This is a genomic window from Microvirga lotononidis, assembly GCF_034627025.1.
Lineage (GTDB): Bacteria > Pseudomonadota > Alphaproteobacteria > Rhizobiales > Beijerinckiaceae > Microvirga > Microvirga lotononidis.
Map to the genome: position 1 here is coordinate 2747670 of NZ_CP141048.1, position 18303 is coordinate 2765972.

17 protein-coding genes are annotated in these 18303 nt (G+C 62.5%); 7 read left to right on the plus strand and 10 right to left on the minus strand.

Annotated features, from left to right (window positions below):
• The first annotated feature begins 175 nt into the window (after positions 1 to 175).
• The 6 genes from U0023_RS12890 to U0023_RS12915 all read left to right on the plus strand — a co-directional run bounded on the left by U0023_RS12890 (position 176) and on the right by U0023_RS12915 (position 5631).
• Positions 176 to 1171 carry an ABC transporter substrate-binding protein gene (locus U0023_RS12890; RefSeq protein ID WP_009491267.1) on the plus strand — a complete coding sequence of 332 codons (996 nt, stop codon included), beginning with the start codon at positions 176 to 178 and terminating at the stop codon, positions 1169 to 1171.
• A gap of 12 nt (positions 1172 to 1183) precedes the next feature.
• Positions 1184 to 2017, plus strand: coding sequence for an ABC transporter permease (locus tag U0023_RS12895; RefSeq protein WP_009491266.1), 834 nt, complete (start codon positions 1184 to 1186; stop codon positions 2015 to 2017).
• A 1-nt stretch (position 2018) separates the two neighbouring features.
• Entirely contained in the window at positions 2019 to 2819 is an 801-nt protein-coding gene (locus U0023_RS12900; protein WP_009491265.1) for an ABC transporter ATP-binding protein, read from the plus strand.
• A gap of 10 nt (positions 2820 to 2829) precedes the next feature.
• Positions 2830 to 3582: an ABC transporter permease gene (locus tag U0023_RS12905; RefSeq protein ID WP_009491264.1), complete on the plus strand. Its 753-nt coding sequence runs from the start codon at positions 2830 to 2832 to the stop codon at positions 3580 to 3582.
• A complete protein-coding gene (locus U0023_RS12910) occupies positions 3582 to 4286 on the plus strand; it encodes a fumarylacetoacetate hydrolase family protein (RefSeq protein WP_009491263.1) in 705 nt (234 codons plus the stop codon). Before U0023_RS12905 ends, U0023_RS12910 begins: the two co-directional genes overlap by 1 nt.
• Before the next feature lie 130 nt (positions 4287 to 4416).
• Positions 4417 to 5631, plus strand: a complete 1215-nt coding sequence (locus U0023_RS12915; RefSeq protein WP_009494151.1) for an NADP-dependent isocitrate dehydrogenase — start codon at positions 4417 to 4419, stop codon at positions 5629 to 5631.
• A 164-nt stretch (positions 5632 to 5795) separates the two neighbouring features.
• Here the strand turns inward: U0023_RS12915 and U0023_RS12920 are convergent, their stop codons facing one another.
• The 7 genes from U0023_RS12920 to aldA all read right to left on the minus strand — a co-directional run bounded on the left by U0023_RS12920 (position 5796) and on the right by aldA (position 14731).
• Complete coding sequence (locus U0023_RS12920) at positions 5796 to 7484, minus strand: GMC family oxidoreductase (protein WP_040639631.1); 1689 nt, start codon at positions 7482 to 7484, stop codon at positions 5796 to 5798.
• A gap of 11 nt (positions 7485 to 7495) precedes the next feature.
• Positions 7496 to 8584: a mandelate racemase/muconate lactonizing enzyme family protein gene (locus U0023_RS12925; RefSeq protein WP_009494155.1), complete on the minus strand. Its 1089-nt coding sequence runs from the start codon at positions 8582 to 8584 to the stop codon at positions 7496 to 7498.
• Positions 8585 to 8627: 43 nt separating this feature from the next.
• Positions 8628 to 9602, minus strand: a complete 975-nt coding sequence (locus U0023_RS12930; protein WP_009494157.1) for an ABC transporter permease — start codon at positions 9600 to 9602, stop codon at positions 8628 to 8630.
• Positions 9603 to 9610: 8 nt separating this feature from the next.
• Complete coding sequence (locus tag U0023_RS12935) at positions 9611 to 10612, minus strand: ABC transporter permease (protein ID WP_009494159.1); 1002 nt, start codon at positions 10610 to 10612, stop codon at positions 9611 to 9613.
• A complete protein-coding gene (locus U0023_RS12940; protein WP_009494160.1) occupies positions 10605 to 12134 on the minus strand; it encodes a sugar ABC transporter ATP-binding protein in 1530 nt (509 codons plus the stop codon). The genes U0023_RS12935 and U0023_RS12940 overlap by 8 nt, the downstream gene beginning before the upstream one ends.
• 69 nt (positions 12135 to 12203) lie before the next feature.
• Positions 12204 to 13181 carry an ABC transporter substrate-binding protein gene (locus U0023_RS12945; RefSeq protein WP_009494162.1) on the minus strand — a complete coding sequence of 326 codons (978 nt, stop codon included), beginning with the start codon at positions 13179 to 13181 and terminating at the stop codon, positions 12204 to 12206.
• Positions 13182 to 13258: 77 nt separating this feature from the next.
• The gene (gene aldA / locus U0023_RS12950) at positions 13259 to 14731 is read right to left on the minus strand and encodes an aldehyde dehydrogenase (protein ID WP_009494164.1); all 1473 of its coding nucleotides are present in this window, start codon (positions 14729 to 14731) and stop codon (positions 13259 to 13261) included.
• Between the two features lie 359 nt (positions 14732 to 15090).
• On the opposite strand from aldA, the gene U0023_RS12955 reads away from it, so the two are divergent.
• Positions 15091 to 15831, plus strand: coding sequence for an FCD domain-containing protein (locus U0023_RS12955; protein ID WP_009494166.1), 741 nt, complete (start codon positions 15091 to 15093; stop codon positions 15829 to 15831).
• Positions 15832 to 16278: 447 nt separating this feature from the next.
• Here U0023_RS12955 and U0023_RS12960 read toward each other — a convergent pair whose 3' ends face one another.
• The 3 genes from U0023_RS12960 to U0023_RS12970 all read right to left on the minus strand — a co-directional run bounded on the left by U0023_RS12960 (position 16279) and on the right by U0023_RS12970 (position 17964).
• Positions 16279 to 17334 carry a tyrosine-type recombinase/integrase gene (locus U0023_RS12960; protein WP_009494167.1) on the minus strand — a complete coding sequence of 352 codons (1056 nt, stop codon included), beginning with the start codon at positions 17332 to 17334 and terminating at the stop codon, positions 16279 to 16281.
• A 178-nt stretch (positions 17335 to 17512) separates the two neighbouring features.
• Positions 17513 to 17758 carry a hypothetical protein gene (locus tag U0023_RS12965; RefSeq protein WP_009494170.1) on the minus strand — a complete coding sequence of 82 codons (246 nt, stop codon included), beginning with the start codon at positions 17756 to 17758 and terminating at the stop codon, positions 17513 to 17515.
• A complete protein-coding gene (locus tag U0023_RS12970; RefSeq protein WP_009494172.1) occupies positions 17755 to 17964 on the minus strand; it encodes a hypothetical protein in 210 nt (69 codons plus the stop codon). The genes U0023_RS12965 and U0023_RS12970 overlap by 4 nt, the downstream gene beginning before the upstream one ends.
• Between the last annotated feature and the right edge of the window lie 339 nt (positions 17965 to 18303).

An 18303-nucleotide genomic window follows, 5' to 3' on the forward strand; every position in this document is an offset into this window, starting at 1 on the left:
CTGGTTGTCTCAACCAATTTAGGATTGGTTGGATCTTCTAGCGAAATACTGCAATGCGTCAACAGAAATAATGCTTGACACCATCTCAGCCAATTGCAACCAATACGATATTGGTCGACAAAGGTTCGGCCGAACCTAAGAGCGGGTGAACCGCCTAAAACAATGGGAGAGAAACATGTTCAAGAGCATCATGGGCTTGAAGACCAGCGCCGCAGCGATCGTGATTGGTGTGGCACTCTCGGCATCGAATGCTGCAGAGGCGGCCAAGGTTCGTGTGGTATATGGCGACATTCCGAGCGTGGAGTCCCTGCACCTTCTCGCGGCCTTCGAACGAGCCAAGGAACAGGGCGTCGATATCGAGATGACCTATCTGAAGTCCGAGGACATCGCCGCTCAGGCTGTGGTCGGCGGGCAGGCGGATATCGGCGTCGGCGGTCCTTACGCCCTCGTCCAGAAGGTCAAGGCCCCGATCCGGATGTTCATGCAGCTTTCGACGCTGCGCTTCTACCCGGCCGTCAACGGCGAGTTCTACAAGACCTGGAAGGATCTCAACGGGCAGGAGGTCGCCGTTCACTCCCGCGGTTCCGGCACGGAGGCCATCATGAAACTGATGGAGCAGCGGCAGGGCATCAAGTTCTCCAAGATCAGCTACATTCCAGGCGCCGAGGTGCGTACGGGCGCCCTGCTTCAGGGCAACGTCAAGGCCAGCATCGTCGATTCCTCCGGCCGCCGTCTGCTCGAGACCCAAGCCCCCGGCAAGTTCGTCATCCTGCCGCTCGAAGGAGTGAAAGCGACGGACGAGGCTCTGTTCGCCAACACGAACTTTCTTGAGAAGAACGCAGCGGATGTCGATAAAATCGTCGAGGCCATTCTCACCACCTGGCGCGAGGTGACGGCCAATCCGGCCGTGATTTCCGAGTGGCGCGCCAAATACAAGCTGCTGCCGGACTTGCCTGCGGCGCAAGCCGCCGACATCGGGCCTTATTTCGATGAGCTCGCGAAAGGCAAAGCATTTCCGCTGAATGGGGGTGGCGCCGAAGCCGCGAAGGACGACTTCGCCTTCTACACCCTGTCGGGCCAGCTCACGGGTGAAGCCTCCAGCCTCAAGGTCGAGGACTTCTGGGACACTCGTCCGCTGGATCGCGTCCTGGCCAAAGTCGGCTCCAAGTAAGGCGCCGACATCATGATGGTTTCCTCTCACGTGAACGGCCCCGCGCGGGCCGTCCATTCGCCGGCAGGGTGGGGCTTGAGCCTCAGCCGCCTGTTCACAAGCCACCCGATCGCCGTAAGAGCAGGCTCTCTGGGACTCTTCTTCCTGATCTGGGAGATCGCCGGGCGTGTGCCGATCAGTTACGCGTTTCCGACCTTCCTCGAGACACTTTACGCCTTCGTCGCGATGCTCCTCGATGGAAGCCTCCTGGCGGCCTACGGGTCTACCGTTCAGCCTCTGATCATCGGCATCGCGATCTCAGCGGTGGTAGGAGTGGGGCTCGGCATCGTCATGGGCTTGTCGCGCAAGGCGGAATGGCTCGTTGCACCCCTGTTCATCGTTCTTCAGTCGGCCCCCATGGCGGCCCTCATTCCGCTCATCACGTTCGTGTATGGCATCGGCCTGGTGGCAAAGACCCTTGCCGTCATCATGCTCGCCCTGCCGGTGATCGTCCTGAACGGCTACAAGGCCGTTAGGAACGCCAATCCTTCGCTGGTGGCCATGTGCCGGTCGTTCCAGGGGACACGTGTCCAGCAGATCACCAAGGTCATCATTCCCGATGCCAGTCCGGTCATCTTCGCCGGATTGCGCCTCGGCCTCGCTGCGGGATTCATCGGCGTCATCCTGGCCGAGCTCCTGATTACACCGACCGGGATCGGGGATCTCATCACCTATCATCGTTCGGTTGCCAACTACGCGGAAATGTATGCCGCCGTCGTTTCCATCATCCTGGTCTCGACCCTGACGCTCGCCGCACTCGAGGCATTCGAGGTCCGTGTGCTGCGCCCTGAAAAGAAGAGAGGCTGACATGAGTGTTCCCACTGCTTCCATCCATGCCATGCCTCGAACGGAAAGCGAGGTGGCGGTCGAGGTGCGCGGCATCTGCAAGAACTACGGCGACGTCGAAGCGCTCCGGCAGATCGATCTCGACTTTCCCCGCGGCAAGCTCACGACATTGCTCGGCCCTTCGGGTTGCGGCAAGACCACCCTGCTCAAGATCATCGCCGGTCTCGTCGAACCCACGTCAGGCGATGTGCGTGTGAACGAGAAGATCGTCACCGGTCCTGGTCCGGAACGCGCCTTCGTGTTCCAGGATTTCGCCCTGATGCCGTGGGCGACAGTGATGCGCAACGTGGCCTTCGGTCTCGAACTGAAGGGCATGGGCAAGGCGGAGCGCCAATCGATCGCTCGTCACTACATTGCCGAGGTCGGCCTCACAGGCTTCGAGGACAAGTACCCGCACGAGCTTTCCGGCGGCATGCGCCAGCGGGTCGGACTTGCGCGCGCTTTCGCCGTCAATGCGGAGGTGCTTCTGCTCGACGAGCCCTTCTCGGCGGTCGATGAGCAGAACCGTCGCAAGTTCCAGGAGGACCTTCTGCAACTGGTGGAGAAGGAGCGCAAGACGTTCATCTTCGTGACGCATAGCATCGAGGAGGCTGTCTACGTGTCTGACCGGATCGTGCTTCTCTCGCGACGGCCGAGCCGCGTCGCGCAGATCATTGAGCCGACGATAGATCGAACGGCCTCACCCGATGCCATCCGCCGTGACCAGGGCTACCTCGATACGGTCGAGGAGATCTGGCAGGGCCTCAAGCACTACGTGGACTGAGGAGGACGGCATGACCGTTTACGGATACCGGGTGCCGATGATGGCATCCCTGCTCGCCTGGTGCTTGATCTGGGAATTGGTTGGACAATCCGGGCTCATGTTCCTGCTACCCCCGCTCTCGAGCGTGGTGGCGGCCGGCATCGCGATGGTGCAGACCGGCACATGGCAGGCGGCCGCGCTGATCACCCTGCACAGCTTCGCCGTGGGCATGGTTTTGGCGATCGTGGCCGGCGTCGCGCTGGGCGTACTGATGGGGCGGTTCAAGGCGGTGGACGAGCTGTTCAGCATCTGGGTCAATATCTTCGTCAGCGCGCCGCTCTCGGCTCTCGTCCCGGTGTTGATGATTCTGTTCGGAATGGGCGAGACCACGGTCATCGTCACGGTCTTCCTCTTCGCCGTGTGGATCATCGTGTTGGACACGCGAGCGGGCATTCAGCATGTTCCGAACTCGCTCATCGAAATGGGGCGCTGCTACGGCGCCTCTCCCTTCGCTCTTTACGGAAAAATCGTTCTCCTTGCCGCATTGCCGGAGATCCTCGCAGGGATCCGACTCGGCCTTGTGCGCGGCGTAAAGGGTGTTGTGATCGGCCAGCTTCTGGTGGCGATCATCGGTTATGGCGAACTGTTTGAGCTTTATTCACGCAGCTTCGACATGGAGAACTTCTGGGCGCTGACGATCATCCTCTTCGCTGCGGCGATGCTGATGTCGGCGGCCATCGAGTACATTGAGAAGAAAATCGACTATTACGCAGGAGTAAGATGATGAATGCGCCTCTCGCCATGACCGGTTATGTCATTCAGCCGGCACCGGTTGCCACGCTGCCCGTGCAGGGCACCGATAAAGTCTTCCCGATCCATCGCATCTATTGCGTCGGCCGCAACTATGCCGAGCATGCCATTGAGATGGGGCATGATCCTTCGAAGGAGCCGCCGTTCTTCTTCCAGAAGAACCCCGACAACATAACCACGGACGGCAAGTTTCCCTATCCGAGCAAGTCCTCCGACGTGCACCACGAGATCGAAATGATCGTGGCTCTCGCCAAGGGGGGCGACAACATCCCGGCGGAAGCTGCACTCGACCATGTTTTCGGCTATGGCGTCGGTCTTGACATGACCCGCCGTGACCTCCAGGGCGAGGCCAAGAAGCTGGGACGGCCGTGGGAAGTCGGCAAAGCCTTCGAAGCCTCCGCCCCCTGCGGTCCTCTGGTCCCGGCGGGCGAGATTGGTCACCCGACTTCGGGCGCGGTCACCCTGAAGGTGAACGGGGAACTGCGCCAGCAGGGCGACCTCAACCAGCTCATCTGGAAGGTGCCTGAGATGATCTCCTATCTCTCCGGACTCTTCACCCTGCAGCCGGGCGACATCATCATGACGGGAACGCCGGCCGGCGTCGGCGCGGTCGTGCGCGGCGATGTTCTGGAAGGCTTCGTCGAAGGCGTCGGAAAGATCGAAGTCGTGGTCGTTTAGGCTGCGGAACCCGCATTCGCAACGTGAGAATGCGGCAGGGGCATTGAACCACCGCAGCGCATCCCTGCGCGCTGCGGTGCAATTTCAGGGCGGGACAACCGCCGACGTCGAAAACATTTAGGAGCCACAAGTGGCGAAGATCAAGGTAGCCAATCCGGTCGTCGAGCTCGACGGCGACGAGATGACCCGCATTATCTGGCACTTCATCAAGGAGAAGCTGATCCACCCGTATCTCGACCTCGACCTGAAGTACTACGACCTGGGCGTGGAGCACCGCGACGCCACGAACGACAGGGTCACGGTCGAGGCCGCCGAGGCGATCAAGAAGTACGGGGTCGGCGTCAAGTGCGCCACGATCACGCCGGACGAGGGCCGGGTGAAGGAGTTCAACCTCAAGGAGATGTGGAAGTCGCCCAACGGCACGATCCGCAACATCCTCGGCGGCGTGATCTTCCGCGAGCCGATCATCTGCAAGAACGTGCCGCGCCTGGTGCCCGGCTGGACCCAGCCGATCATCGTCGGCCGCCATGCTTACGGCGACCAGTACCGCGCCACCGACTTCAAGGTGCCGGGCAAGGGCCGCCTGACGATCAAGTTCGAGGGCGAGGACGGCACCGTCATCGAGAAGGAGGTGTTCAAGTTCCCCGACGCCGGCGTCGCCATGGCGATGTACAACCTCGACGACTCGATCCGCGAGTTCGCCCGTGCGTCGATGAACTACGGCCTGATGCGCAAGTACCCGGTCTATCTCTCGACCAAGAACACCATCCTCAAGGCCTATGACGGGCGCTTCAAGGACATCTTCGAGGAGGTGTACCAGAACGAGTTCAAGGCCAAGTTCGACGCCGCCGGCATCATCTACGAGCACCGCCTGATCGACGACATGGTGGCCTCGGCGCTGAAGTGGTCGGGCGGCTATGTGTGGGCGTGCAAGAACTACGACGGCGACGTGCAGTCGGACACGGTGGCGCAGGGCTTCGGCTCGCTCGGGCTGATGACCTCGGTGCTGATGACGCCCGACGGCCGGACGGTGGAGGCGGAAGCCGCCCACGGCACGGTGACGCGCCACTACCGCGAGCACCAGAAGGGCAAGGAGACCTCGACCAACTCGATCGCCTCGATCTTCGCCTGGACCCGCGGCCTCGCGCACCGGGCCAAGCTCGACGACAACGCCGAGCTCGCCCGCTTCGCCGCGACGCTGGAGAAGGTGTGCGTCGACACGGTCGAGGCCGGCTTCATGACCAAGGACCTCGCGCTGCTGGTCGGCGCCGAGCAGAAGTGGCTCTCCACCACCGGCTTCCTCGACAAAATCGACGAAAACCTCAAAAATGCCATGGCGGCTTGAGGGAAAATGGAGCCTCCCCTATGCGGGAGGTTCCGTCTGAACCATCGAACGCAAAAGAGACGGTGGAGGCAGTTCAACACCTCCACGTTGCCCCACACCGGCCTGCATCGGCGTCCCCTGTGAGCCTTGACCGGTCGCGCGATTTCGAAGGCAATGATGCCGGCTCAGCTCAAGGTGGAGACGCTCATGTCGTGCCTTTCGGACAGGCGTGGGCCGAACTGGGACGTGCTGACCGTGGCGTGCTCCGTGAGGAGTTCGGCGCAGCGGCTTCCCATCATCATGGCGGGAGCGTTGGTGTTGCCCGCGTTGATGTTAGGCATGGCCGAGAGGTCGCAGACGCGCAGGTTCTCGATGCCACGAACACGAAGCCTGGAATCGAGCACGGCCATCGGATCGCTGGCCGTTCCCATCCGGCACGTGCCGCTCGGGTGATAGTTCGTTTTCACGAAGCGGCGGCAATGTTTCATGATCGCCTCGTCGCTGAGATCGGATGGATCAGGGATCGAGATGCGCTCGATGCGCTCCTTCAATGGGGTCGTCTGGAAGGCGCGAATGAAGAAGCGCTGGGCGTCGATCATGGCGCGTGCGTCATCGGGATGCCTGAGCAGATTGGGCGAGACGAGCGGCATGTCGTCCGGATTTCCCGAGCGCAGGCGGACGTAGCCGCGGGATTTCGGTTTCACCACGACGGTCGTGATGGTCAGCCCGTAAGTGTCGTCGACGAGGCCTAGCGTGTCGCGGTCGAGGTAGATGATCGGCACGCAGAAGGCCTGGATCGTGGGTTCCGCATTCGGGTCGGTGGGATTGACGAAGGCGCCGGCCTCGACGCCGGCCGAGAGGATCGGGCCCGATCCGAAGAGCCGGAAATGAATGCCGTTGAGGAGCATTCGCCAACCCACGCCCTGCTTGTAATAACCGTAGGGCCCGTTCGCCTTGGCAATGAGCGGCACTTCCGGATGATCGATCAGATTTTCGCCGATGCCGGGCAGGTCGGCGATGCAGTCGATCCCGTGTTCCCGCAATTGATCGGCGGGTCCGATGCCCGACAGCATCAGGAGTTGCGGCGTGACGAGCGCGCCGGAGGCGACAATCACTTCGCCGTCCGCGAAGACCTTGTGATCGGCGCCGTGTGCGTCGCGATAGGTCACTCCCACGGCGCGGCCGTTCTCGATCTCGATCCTGCGCACCCGCGACTGCAGGCGCACGACGAGGTTCGGGTTGTCGGCGAGTGGCGCCAGGAAGGCATAGGCGGCGCTGCTGCGCCTGCCGCGCCGGTTCATGAATTGATAGAACCCGACGCCACGCTGCGTCGGCCCGTTGAAATCCGGGTTGAACGGCTCGCCCAATGCCTGGATCGCCTGCACGAACCAGCGGGACATGTCGTTGATGTGGCCGGGGTCGGAGACGAGGAGCGGACCATCGGCGCCGTGCAAGTCGTTGTAGAAGCGGTTGTTGCCTTCCATGGTTCGGAAATGGGGCAGGACGTCGGCCCAGCTCCAGCCGGGATAATCGTTCTCCCCGTGCAGCATCTCATGCCACTCTTCGTAATCGGAAGGACGGCCACGCATGTAGACCTGCGCGTTGACCGACGAGCCGCCGCCGAGAACGTTGGCCTGCGGGATGTCGTGGACCCGCCCGTCGAGATGCTCCTGCGGGACCGTATGGTGATACCGCATGTACTTGCTGCCGTTGATCATCTTGAAGATGCCCGGCGGCATGTCCAGGAGCGGGTGTCGGTGGGAGTATCCGCCTTCGAGGAGCAGCACGCGCCGGCCTTCGTTCACCAGCCGCGCGGCCGCCACGGATCCCGAAGAGCCGCCGCCGACGATGATGTAGTCGAAACGCTCTGTCATGGCTTCACCCGTCACGCCTTGATGGCCTCGAGCCCCTTCCAGTCGAAGGCGATGCCATGACCAGGCCGGTCGGGCGCCAGGGCAAAGCCCTCCTCAATCCTGAGAGGTTCTTCGATGTAGCGTTCGAGCCCGAAACCATGGGCTTCGAGGTACGAGCGGTTTGGGCAGGCAGCGAGGAGATGGACGGTCACGTCATGTGCGCCATGGCTCGTCACCGGCAGATTGAAGGCCTCCGCCAGATGGGCGATCTTCATGAACGGGGTGACGCCGCCGCAATTGGTGACGTCCGGCTCCGGATAGGTCACGCCGCCGCCGGCCACGTAGAGCTTGAACTCCCAGAGCGTACGCAGATTCTCGCCCGCCGCGATCGGCAATCCGCCCTCTCGCACGATGCGGGCGTGACCCGCCGGATCGTCGGGAATGGTCGGCTCCTCGAGCCAGGTGAGGTCGAAAGGCTGAAGTGCCCGCGCGGCCCGGATCGCGCCGTCGACGCTCCACTTCATATTGGCATCGGCCATCAGCGGAAAACCGACGCCCAGATGTTCGCGCATCGCCCGCACGCGCTCCACGTCCTCGAACAGGTTGGCGCGCCCCACCTTCATCTTGATGGCGCGGAAACCCTTGCCGAGATTATCGTCCGTCTGCCGCAGGAGCCTGTCGAGGGGGAGATAAAGATCGATGCCGCCGGCATAGCAGGGGACGCGTGGGTCGTAGCCACCGAGGGTCTTCCAGAGCGGAAGGTTGGCACGCTTCGCCTTGAGATCCCACAGGGCCATGTCGAAAGCCGACAATGCCAGGACGGTCGGCCCCCCGCGGCCACCATAATGGAGCGCCCACCAGGCCTTGTGCCAGAGGCGCTCGATCTCGTCGGCCTCCGCGCCGTCCATGATTTCAGGAAGCTCGCGCGCGAGGATCGTGTCGATGGCGGCGCCGTTGCGCCCGACCGTGAAGGTGTAGCCGACGCCCTCCGCCCCGTCGGCATCGCGGATGCGCACGGTGTTGAGTTCGAAATCGCGCATCTCGCCATGCATGGAATCGGTCAGAACGCTCGGCAGCGGGATGCGGTAGAAGCCGGGTTCGATGGAGGTGATCCGGGGCATGGTCGTCCTTCGTTGGCTGAGGTGTCGAATGCTGTGCCGTCCTTCACGCGGCCTCCTCGGGGCGCATGCTCAGACGTGCCTGGATGGCGACGACGAGCAGTAGGAACGCGCCGCGAATGACCGATTGCCAATAGGCGGAGAGACTGATCCAGCCGAGGCCGTTCTCGAAATTCAGGATGTTGAAGATGAGCCCCAGCAGGAGCACGCCGGCGAGGGTCGAGCCGACGGAGCCGACGCCGCCGGTCAGCAGCGTTCCTCCCACGACGACCGCCGCGATGGCGAAGAGTTCCCAGCCGACGCCCTCGATGGGCTGGCCGGCACCGAACTGCGCTGCGAGGATCACCCCCGCAAGGCCCGCGAGGCCGCCGCTCGTCAGGTAGACGAGTGCCTTCACGCGGTTTGCGGGCAACCCCATCAGCCGTGCCGCATCCTCGTTCCCGCCGATGGCGAGGATCGTGCGCCCGAAGGAGGTGAGATTGAGGACGACGGAGCCGAGGAGATAAGCGATCAGCGCAATCCAGCCCGGGATGGGAAAGCCCAGGAAGTCTCCCTGTCCGAGTTCGGTGAAACCCGATTCATAGGACACCGAGACGGACTGATTCTCCGCCAGCAGCAACGCGCATCCGCCCGCGGCCAGCATGGTCGCGAGTGTTGCGATGAAGGGAAGGATGTTGAGGCGGGTGATGATGAACGCATTGCTGGCGCCGACCGCCAGACCGGCGGCCAGTCCGCCGAGCAATCCAGGGAGCCAGCCGTAAGGGGAGAGCATGGCGGCGACGACGCTGCCCAGAGCCGCCGTGGACCCGACCGAGAGGTCGATGCCGCCGGTTATGATGACGAAACACATCCCGAGCGCCACCAGCGCGAACATGCTGTTGTAGCGCAGGACGGAAAGCACGTTGAAGGTGCCGAGGAAATTGTCGTACCGAAGCCAGCCGAACACGATGAGAGCCAGGAGCGCAAGAAGCACCCCGTAGCGGCCGATTCCCTGAAACAGCTTGAGGGAGGTGGAATTCATCGGCGACCTCAGCGATGGCTCTGACGCTGCAGCCAGACGGCCAGAACGATGATGACGGCTTTCGCCACGAGGGCCGCCGCATCGGGAACGCCGTTGGCGAGAAGCGTGTAGCGGACGAGCTGGATGATGAGAGCGCCGACGAGGGTGCCGATCACCGTCGCTCGCCCGCCGGTGAGCAGCGTCCCACCCACGGCCACGGCCGCGATGGCGTCGAGTTCCATGCCGAGGCCGACGAGATTGGCGTCGGCGGCGGAGTTGCGGGCGATGACGATGAGACCCGCAATCCCGGACAGGAGACCGCTGATCAGGTAGACCCGCTGCTTCACGGACGCGACGGGAATACCGGAGAGCCGGGCCGCGCGTTCGTTGCCGCCAATGGCCAGGATCTGCCTGCCGAAGACGGTTCGCCGGAGCATCCAGGCCGCAACCGCCACGATGACGATCATCAGGAGGGCCTGGAACGGAATGCCGAAGACCCGGCCCAGACCGATGAACTGGAAGCTCGGCAGGTTGAACACCTGCAGGTTGCCGTTGGTGAAGACCTGGGCGATGCCGCGCCCCGCGATGAACAGCACGAGTGTCGCGATGATCGGCTGAATCCGCAGGCGTGTCACCAGCCATCCGTTGAACCAGCCGAGCGCACCGGTGGCGAGGGCCGGCAGCACGAAGGCAAGCGCGATGCCGAGCGCCGGATGGGGCAGGGGGAAGAGCTTGCCGAGAAAGATCAGCGGTGCCAGCGCTCCGGCAATCGCCATGAGGGCGCCGACGGACAGGTCGATGCCGCCGGTCGCGATCACCAGGGTCATGCCGACGCCCACGATCACGATGGTGCAGACCTGGGTGAGGTTGACGTTGAGCGTCTGCCAGGTGGCGAAGTTGGGCGTGACAGCGAGATTGAATAAGATCAGAAGAGCCAGGGCAATCCAGGCCCCATGACGCGTCAGCAGGGATCTGAAGTCAATGCCTGGGGCCCTTTGCGCCGGCGGGAGTGTCGTGGCGGTTTCAGCCATGGGGCGCCTCCCGGGCACTCTCATGACCATGAGCCATGGCGGCCATGACGTTCTGCTCGGTCACGGAATCGCCTTCCAGTTCCGCAGCCGTGTGGCCGTCACGGAGAACGAAGATGCGGCTTGCCGCGTCCACCACCTCCTCGAGTTCGGAAGAGATCATCAGGACGCCGAGGCCCTGTCCGGCCAGTTCCCGGATCAGGCTGAGGATCTCGGCCTTCGCGCCCACGTCGATGCCGCGGGTCGGCTCGTCGAGGATGAGAAGTTTCGGATTCATGCAGAGCCAACGCGCCAGCAGCACCTTCTGCTGGTTGCCGCCCGAGAGCTCGCGGATCCGTTGCTCCGGACCGGAGCAACGGATACCCAGCCGCTTGATGAAGCGGTCGACGATCTCGCGGCTGCGGGCCTCGTCGACGATTCCGTTTCGCGCCAGTTGCGGCATGAGTGCCAGCGTGAGGTTCTCACGCACCGACATGTCGGGGATGATGCCTTCGAGCTTTCGGTCTTCCGAGCAGAAGCCCATGCCGGCCAGGATGGCGTCGGATGGAGACGCGATGGCGTTATCCCTCCCGGCAAATGTGATCGTGCCGGAATCCGGCCGGTCGGCTCCGTAAACGGCGCGGACGGATTCGGTCCGGCCGGCGCCGAGCAATCCAGCGAGACCGACGATTTCACCCGGACGGACCTCGAAGCTGACGTCGCGGACCTTGCGACCGACAGCGAGACCCCGAACGGTCAGGACCGGCGTCCGGGTATCGGCTTCGGACGTGCCCGCATCGTGCGGCTCCTGCAGAATCTGGGTGAGCTCGCGGCCCAGCATTGAAGTGACGAGGTCTAGCCGCGACAGTTGGCTCATCGGAGCGACCTGCACCGTGCGGCCGTCGCGCATGATGGTGACGCGATCACAGACGGCGTAGAGTTCGTCGAGCTTGTGGCTGACGAAGATGACCGAGACGCCGGCTGCCTTGAGTTGGCGGATCACCCCGAACAGTACGCCGACCTCACGTTCGTCGAGAGAGGACGTAGGCTCGTCCATGATGACGAGCTTCGCCTCGAAACCGATCGCCCGGGCGATGGCGACCATCTGCTGCACGGCGGTCGGATAGACCATGAGAGGACGGTGCACGTCGATGTCGATGCTGAAGCGCGCAAGGAGGGCGCGTGCTTCCGCGTGCATGGCGGGCCAATCGAGGAGACCGAAGCGGTGCTTCTCCCGACCGAGGCAGATGTTCTCGGTCACGGAGCGATAGGGCACCAGGTTGATCTCCTGGTAGATCGTGCTGATGCCGGCCTTCTGCGCCTCCTGCGGGGAGGAGAACTCGACGGCGCTTCCGTCGAACAGGATCTCGCCGGCATCCTTGCGGTAATAGCCGGTCAGGATCTTGATCATGGTCGACTTGCCGGCGCCGTTCTGGCCGATCAGCGCATGGACCTCGCCTTTCTCGACCACGAGGTCGGCTGCGCGCAGGGCCGGAATGCCGGCGAAGCGCTTGTCGATGCCATGCATGGTGAGGAGCGGCGCCATGAAAGTTCCGAGTACCAATTCAGCCAAACGAAGAAGGCGCTGCCTGCATCCGCAGGCAGCGCCTCGCGTTCAGTATGCGTCGCCGATGAGCTGGGCCGCGTTCGACTTGTCGAAGAAGCGGTCGGTGTTTACCACCCAGGGCTGGATCTGCTCGCCCTTGGCATAGCGCGCTAACGTCTCGAAGGCCTTCGGTCCGAACTTCGGATTGCACTCGACGGTCGCGAGCATCTTGCCGTCGACGATGGCCTGCAGCGCATCGCGGGTGCCGTCGACGGAGACGACGATCACGTCCTTGCCCGGCTTCTTGCCGGCGGCCTCGAGAGCCGCGATCGCGCCGATCGCCATTTCGTCGTTGTGCGCATAGATGGCCGTCGCGTCGGGATGAGCCTGCAGCAGCGTCTCGGCGACCTGACGGCCCTTGTCGCGGGCGAAATCGCCGGACTGCGATGCCACGATCTTCATGCCGGGCTGAGACTTGATGTAGTCCTCGAAGCCCTTGCGGCGGTCATTGGCCGGCGAGGAGCCCGTGGTGCCCTCGAGCTGGATGATCGTGGCCTTGCCGTCCACGGCCTTGGTCAGGGCCTCGGCCGCGCGCTTGCCTTCGTCGACGAAGTCCGAGCCGATGAAGGTGACGTAGTCCCGGCCCGCTTTGGCGAGGCTCTGGTCCACGTTGCGGTCGAGCAGGACGACCGGAATGCCGGCCTTCTTGGCTGCCATCACGGCGGGGATGAGAGGCTTCTCCTCGCGCGGGGCCAGGAAGATCAGATCGACGCCCTGGGCGATCATCGAATTGACGTCCGCGACCTGCTTGGCGGCGGAACCGGCGGCATCCGTATAGACGAGCTGATGCCCGAGCTTCGCGGCCTCTGCCTTCATGCTCTCGGTCTGTGCGATGCGCCAGGGATTGTTCGACTCGGTCTGGGCGAACCCGACCTTGTACTTGTCCTTCTGTTTCAGCTTCGGCAACTCCTGCGCCGACACGCCGCCGAGTCCGATGCCAAGGGCTGCCACACCCGTCGCGAGTGCAAGGAAAGTTCTTCTGAGCATGCTTTTCCTCCATGAAGTTCTTGCCCCTTTGCCCGGGGTCTTCGTGTCTTGCCGCAGCCGTTCATGGCTGCCGGACGTTACCAACGGACATACGTTGTCTGCTTGCGCAGGTAGCCGTCGAAACCGTACTTGCCGTCCTCGCCGCCGAGGCCCGAATGCTTCCAACCCGTGTGGAAGCCCTGGACCAGCTCTCCGCAAGGACGGTTGACGTAAAGCTCGCCGAACGAAAGCTCACGGGACAATCGCATGACCCGGCGAAGATCGTTCGTGTACACGTAAGCCGACAGGCCATAGCTCGTGTCGTTGGCGAAGCTCAGCGCCTGCTCGAAACTGTCGACGGTCATCACCGGGGCCACGGGCCCGAAGATTTCCCGCTGCATCACGGATGCCCGATTGCTGTCGACCCGCAGCACGGTCGGTTCGAACCAGTGCCCACGGGCAAACTCGCCTTCGGTCAATCGACGTCCGCCGGCCAGGACCTCGGCCCCGGCTCCTATCGCCTCGTTGACGATCTCCTCGACCTTGTCCACCTCGGGCCGGTTCACCTTCGGCCCCATGTCGGGATTGGTCATGGGATCGGCGAGCCGCAGGCTTTTCACCCGCGAGACGAACTTATCGAGGAAGGGCTCGGCAACGGCCTTGTGCAGATACATGCGCTCGTTGCAGGTGCAGATCTGTCCGCAATTCGTGAAGCGTGAGACGATGGCGGCTTCGACGGCCGCATCCAGATCCGCGTCCTCCAGAACGATGAACGGCGCCTTTCCGCCCAGTTCCAAACGGATGACCTTGAGGTCCTGCGCACCCGCCGCATAAATCTCCCGTCCTGCACGCACGCTGCCCGTCATGGAAATGAGATCGCTCAGGGGCGACCGCACGAGGGCCTCGCCGACCGTGCGCCCGTCGCCGGTCACCACGTTGAGTACGCCTTTCGGCAGCCCGACCTCATGGGCGAGGCGGGCGATCTCGATGGCCGACAGGGGAGTGGATTCGTGGCCCTTCACGACGATGGTGTTGCCCGCGACAAGAGCCGGACCAATCTTGCGGGCCGCAAGCGCTGCCGGGTAGTTCCAAGCCGTCAGACCGACGACCACGCCAAAGGGAACGCGGCGGATCCAGACATCCTCGTTTGGATGGTCCGACGGCAGAAGATCGCCCTCGATGCGCCGTGCGTTCTCGGCGGCATAGGTGAGAAACGTCACCACGGCGTCGATTTCGCCCTCGGCCTGGTTCAGGGGCTTTCCCTGCTCGCGCACCACGATCCGCGCAAGATGCGACTTCTCCCGGCGGACGGCCGCGGCGAGATCGAAAACGTAGCCGGCCCGTACGATGGGTGGGAGGGCCGCCCAGGCAGGCTGGGCACGCCTGGCGGCCTCCAGGGCGGCCGTCGCGTCGTTCGCCGAGCCGGCTGGGACGGTGGCGAAAACCAACTCGTTGGCCGGGTTTTCCACATCCAGACGTCCCGGCGCCTGACCGTCCGTCCAGGCTCCATCGATGTACATCTGGTAGTGAGTCACGGTTTCAGCGGGGGCGGTCAGGGTGGGAGCCGTCATCGCGTGCTCCCGTCGACACATCCGCCCTGAAGCGGGGCCGGGAAGCCTGACCCTTTCGTGCCTGCAAATGGCGCCACTCGTGTTTCCTCCGAGCTTGCTCAGGCTGAGCAACGTCAAACCAATCGTCGTTTTCCGATCTGTTTGGTATGACCGAAAGGAAGGATGGAACAGGGTAAGATGAACTGTCAAGGGCGGATCACTATGCTCTAATACTCCTGAGATATGGTACTTTGAGACGTATCGAAGCTGTCCGTCACCTTAGGTAGGCTGGAGTTTGGTCCGACCATATGCTAGCCGATGGAGAGGTTTCTTAACTGAGAGGCCTGTCGACGCGGGTGATCCGGCGAGGGGAGTGAGACATGGGGCACGGCGTGGAGCTGCTCGACACGAAGCCGGTCGGGCGTCGATCGGATGCAGTGACCCAGGAACTCGTGCGGATGATCCAGTCCGGCGACCTTCAGGAGGGCGATCGGTTGCCGGCCGAACGGGAGCTGATGCAGCGATATGGGGTGAGCCGGTCGGCGGTCCGAGAAGCTATTCTGTCGTTGGCCAATCGTGGGCTCGTCACAACCCGCCTTGGGCATCGCCCCATCGTGAGCAAGCCCGATTACGAGATCGCCATCGACAAGGTCGGCAATCTCATCGGGCATCTCGTGGTTGATCGCAGCGGGGTCTGGAACCTGTTCGAATCCCGGATCTTCCTTGAGGCGGCACTGGCACGTTGGGCGGCCAGCCATGCGCGACGTGACGATCTCGAAGAGCTTCGAGCCGCTCTGGAAGCCAATCGGCAGGCGATCGGCAACTCGTCTCAATTCGACGAAACCGATGCCGCCTTCCATGCGGTTCTCTATCGGATCCCGGGAAATCCCATCTATCCGGCCGTTCACAAAGCCTATGTGGAATGGCTTATCCAGCACTGGCGCTCCATGAAGCGCGGAGCCGATATCGACCAGATGAACTATGCGGGGCATGAAGCAATCTTCGATGCCATCACGGCGCGCGATCCGGACGGCGCCGAGGAGGCGCTGCGCCGTCATCTTGTCGCGGCCTGGGAATTCGTGCGATCAACATTCTCCGGGAAGCAAGTGCACGGACAATGATACCTGAGGAGGCCTGATCGTCGCCTCGTGGCTCCATCTTCAGGTTCGGGGAGGATGGCCGAGCTCTTCGAGCAGCCTTCCTACCAGCTCTGCTGGCACGAACTGTCAGTCATGATTCTATTTGAATCATCGGATCCGACAATGCCACGGATATGCGCTTCTCGATGACTGAGGAATTCTTCCCGGCCGCATTCATGGCACCAAGACCACTCGCTCATCTCGCACCCTTCAACCTGCGACAGCGCGGGAGCAGGCCAGGATTCCGTTTTGCCGGTTTTCCATGACTGGAAGCAACATGGTCGCACCCCGTTCCGCCGTGACACGACGACCTCGGGCTGCCCGATTGTGAGGGGTGTCGAACCTAGAACCCTTACCGCATAAGGGCGTTTGGCTGGTGCTGCCAGAGAGGATCGAACTCTCGACCTCTCCCTTACCAAGGGATTATAGTCACTCGCTAAGTGGCTCATTGTGCTCCTCTTTTTTCTTTGTAGACTTCTTTTCCACGCCTTTTCCACCAATTTTCGATTTCGTGAGGTCTGGCAGCATAGCCGCCTTCTTGGCCTCTTCGGAGGTCACGGCGTGTCTGTAGCGGGCCGCCGACTTGATGTCCTTCCACGTGCCCGTGTCCGTCAGGCCCTTCGTGTCCAGCCCGGCATAGCGGGTCATCCACGTGCCGTAGGTGTGCCGGAAGACATGAAACTTCACCCGAGGCGGCAGGGTGATCGAAGCTGCTTTGAGAGCGTCTCGCAGCTTCTTATAGAGAGCCCCGCTCTTATGATACCGGAACACGCAACCCTCCCGGTCTAGCCCCCTCGGATGGCTCTTGAGAGCATCCACCACGACAGGCGGCAGAAACACGGCCCTGGGCTCTCCGGTCTTGGTATCCGGCACATAGGCATAGTTATCGTCCAGCCGGACCATGCCGCAGTCGAGCGACAATCCCTCCTCCAGCCGCATCCCCGTATAGCAGAGCAGGACCAGCAGGATCGCGAACTCCTCGTCCCTGACTGACGCTGCTCTGAATAGGCTCTCGGCCTGCTCCGGCCACAGCCAATGGGTGCGCTTCTTCCCCTCGGCCCCTTTAGGTCTCCTGATTTTGAAATCTACCCCGGCCCGCTTAAGGATGGCCGACATGGGCGTGTAGACCTGCCGATTGCGGGTGGCGTTGTCCCCGTTTGGGTAGAGGGTGGCTGCCGCCTTATCGATTGCCGCTTGGTCGATCCTGGTAAGAGGGGTCGTCTTGAAGTGGGAGGTCAGTGGGGCGAGGAACCTGTCGTCCCCACCAGCCTCCAGGTAGGCTAAGGCCGCGTCTGCGAAGGTTGGCCCTGTCTCCTCGCGGAAGGTGCCGGCCTCGATGTCCCGCTCGATCTTCTTGAGGACCTTTCGAGCCGTCGCCTTGTCAGGAGTTCTTGCAGATCGGTCAACGTATTGCCCGAGGTGGGTCCCGCGTATGGTGTAGTTCGTTGATTTCCCCGCGCGCGGCGGGTGGAGCTTGAGGGGCATGGCAGGGCATCGAATAAGAGGTTGATATGGTCTTCGGTAAAGAGCTTGGTCCGTCCAGCCTGGCGGAAGTACTCTTTGCCTCGGGGCAGGGTCAGCAGGAAGTCACGCAGCCACCGCTCGCTCTTGTGGAGCCGCTGGGCGACCTCCTTCATGGAGTAGGTTTTGAGGTCTGGTCGGCTCATGCAGCCACCTTCGTTTGGGTGGAGGCGGATACGAGTTTCGCGATAGCCTCGCCGATAGCCTTGCGCCGGTCGTCGGGGGGCATATCGAGGCTCAGTGTTTTGCGGTCGAGATAGCCATGCTTGATGAGCCAATTCGCTTGAGGGAATGTCACCGGAACAAAAACGACATCCAGGATGCCTTCCCGCTTTCTCTTGCGATAAAGCCTCATCCGCTCGGCTACGGGGACTGGCTTCTTTCTCACGGCAAGTACCTCTTCTTCTGAGGGCGCCGGAGGCCGTCCTTGAGCGCCATGTCTGCGGTGAAGATCAGTTCCCATATATCGGCATAGGGGTCAGACCTGATTTCGATCAGCGCCTCACGGAAGCGGTTATTCTCTTCCTTGAGCGCGAGGAGAGCCACCATCATCCTGATAAGCAGCCCCGTCTCCACCTGCGTGGTGTGGGTCATGGCTCGTTCCACATCTTATAGTTTGGATCCACACCTGGGCTCGACTGGTCGCTCGAACCCGATTGCGGGGAGGGTGGCCGAGAGAACATCTCGTCCCGCGCCACGGCTCGCATAAAGGCTTCGATCTCCTCCAACTCGGCCACCGCAACCATTCGAGCGGTCTGCTCTGAAATGCCGTCCCGGTTGGCGATCCTCGGCCAAGCCTTCCTCAGCAACCTGTCTCTGATCGTCTCAAGATCCTCGTTCATCATCGTCCTCAATCATCCATGACCGTAGGGGAAGCGCAGATAAGTTCGGGGTCCGCGCTCAAAAGCTGTTAAATCAGTTGGTTAGTTGAGG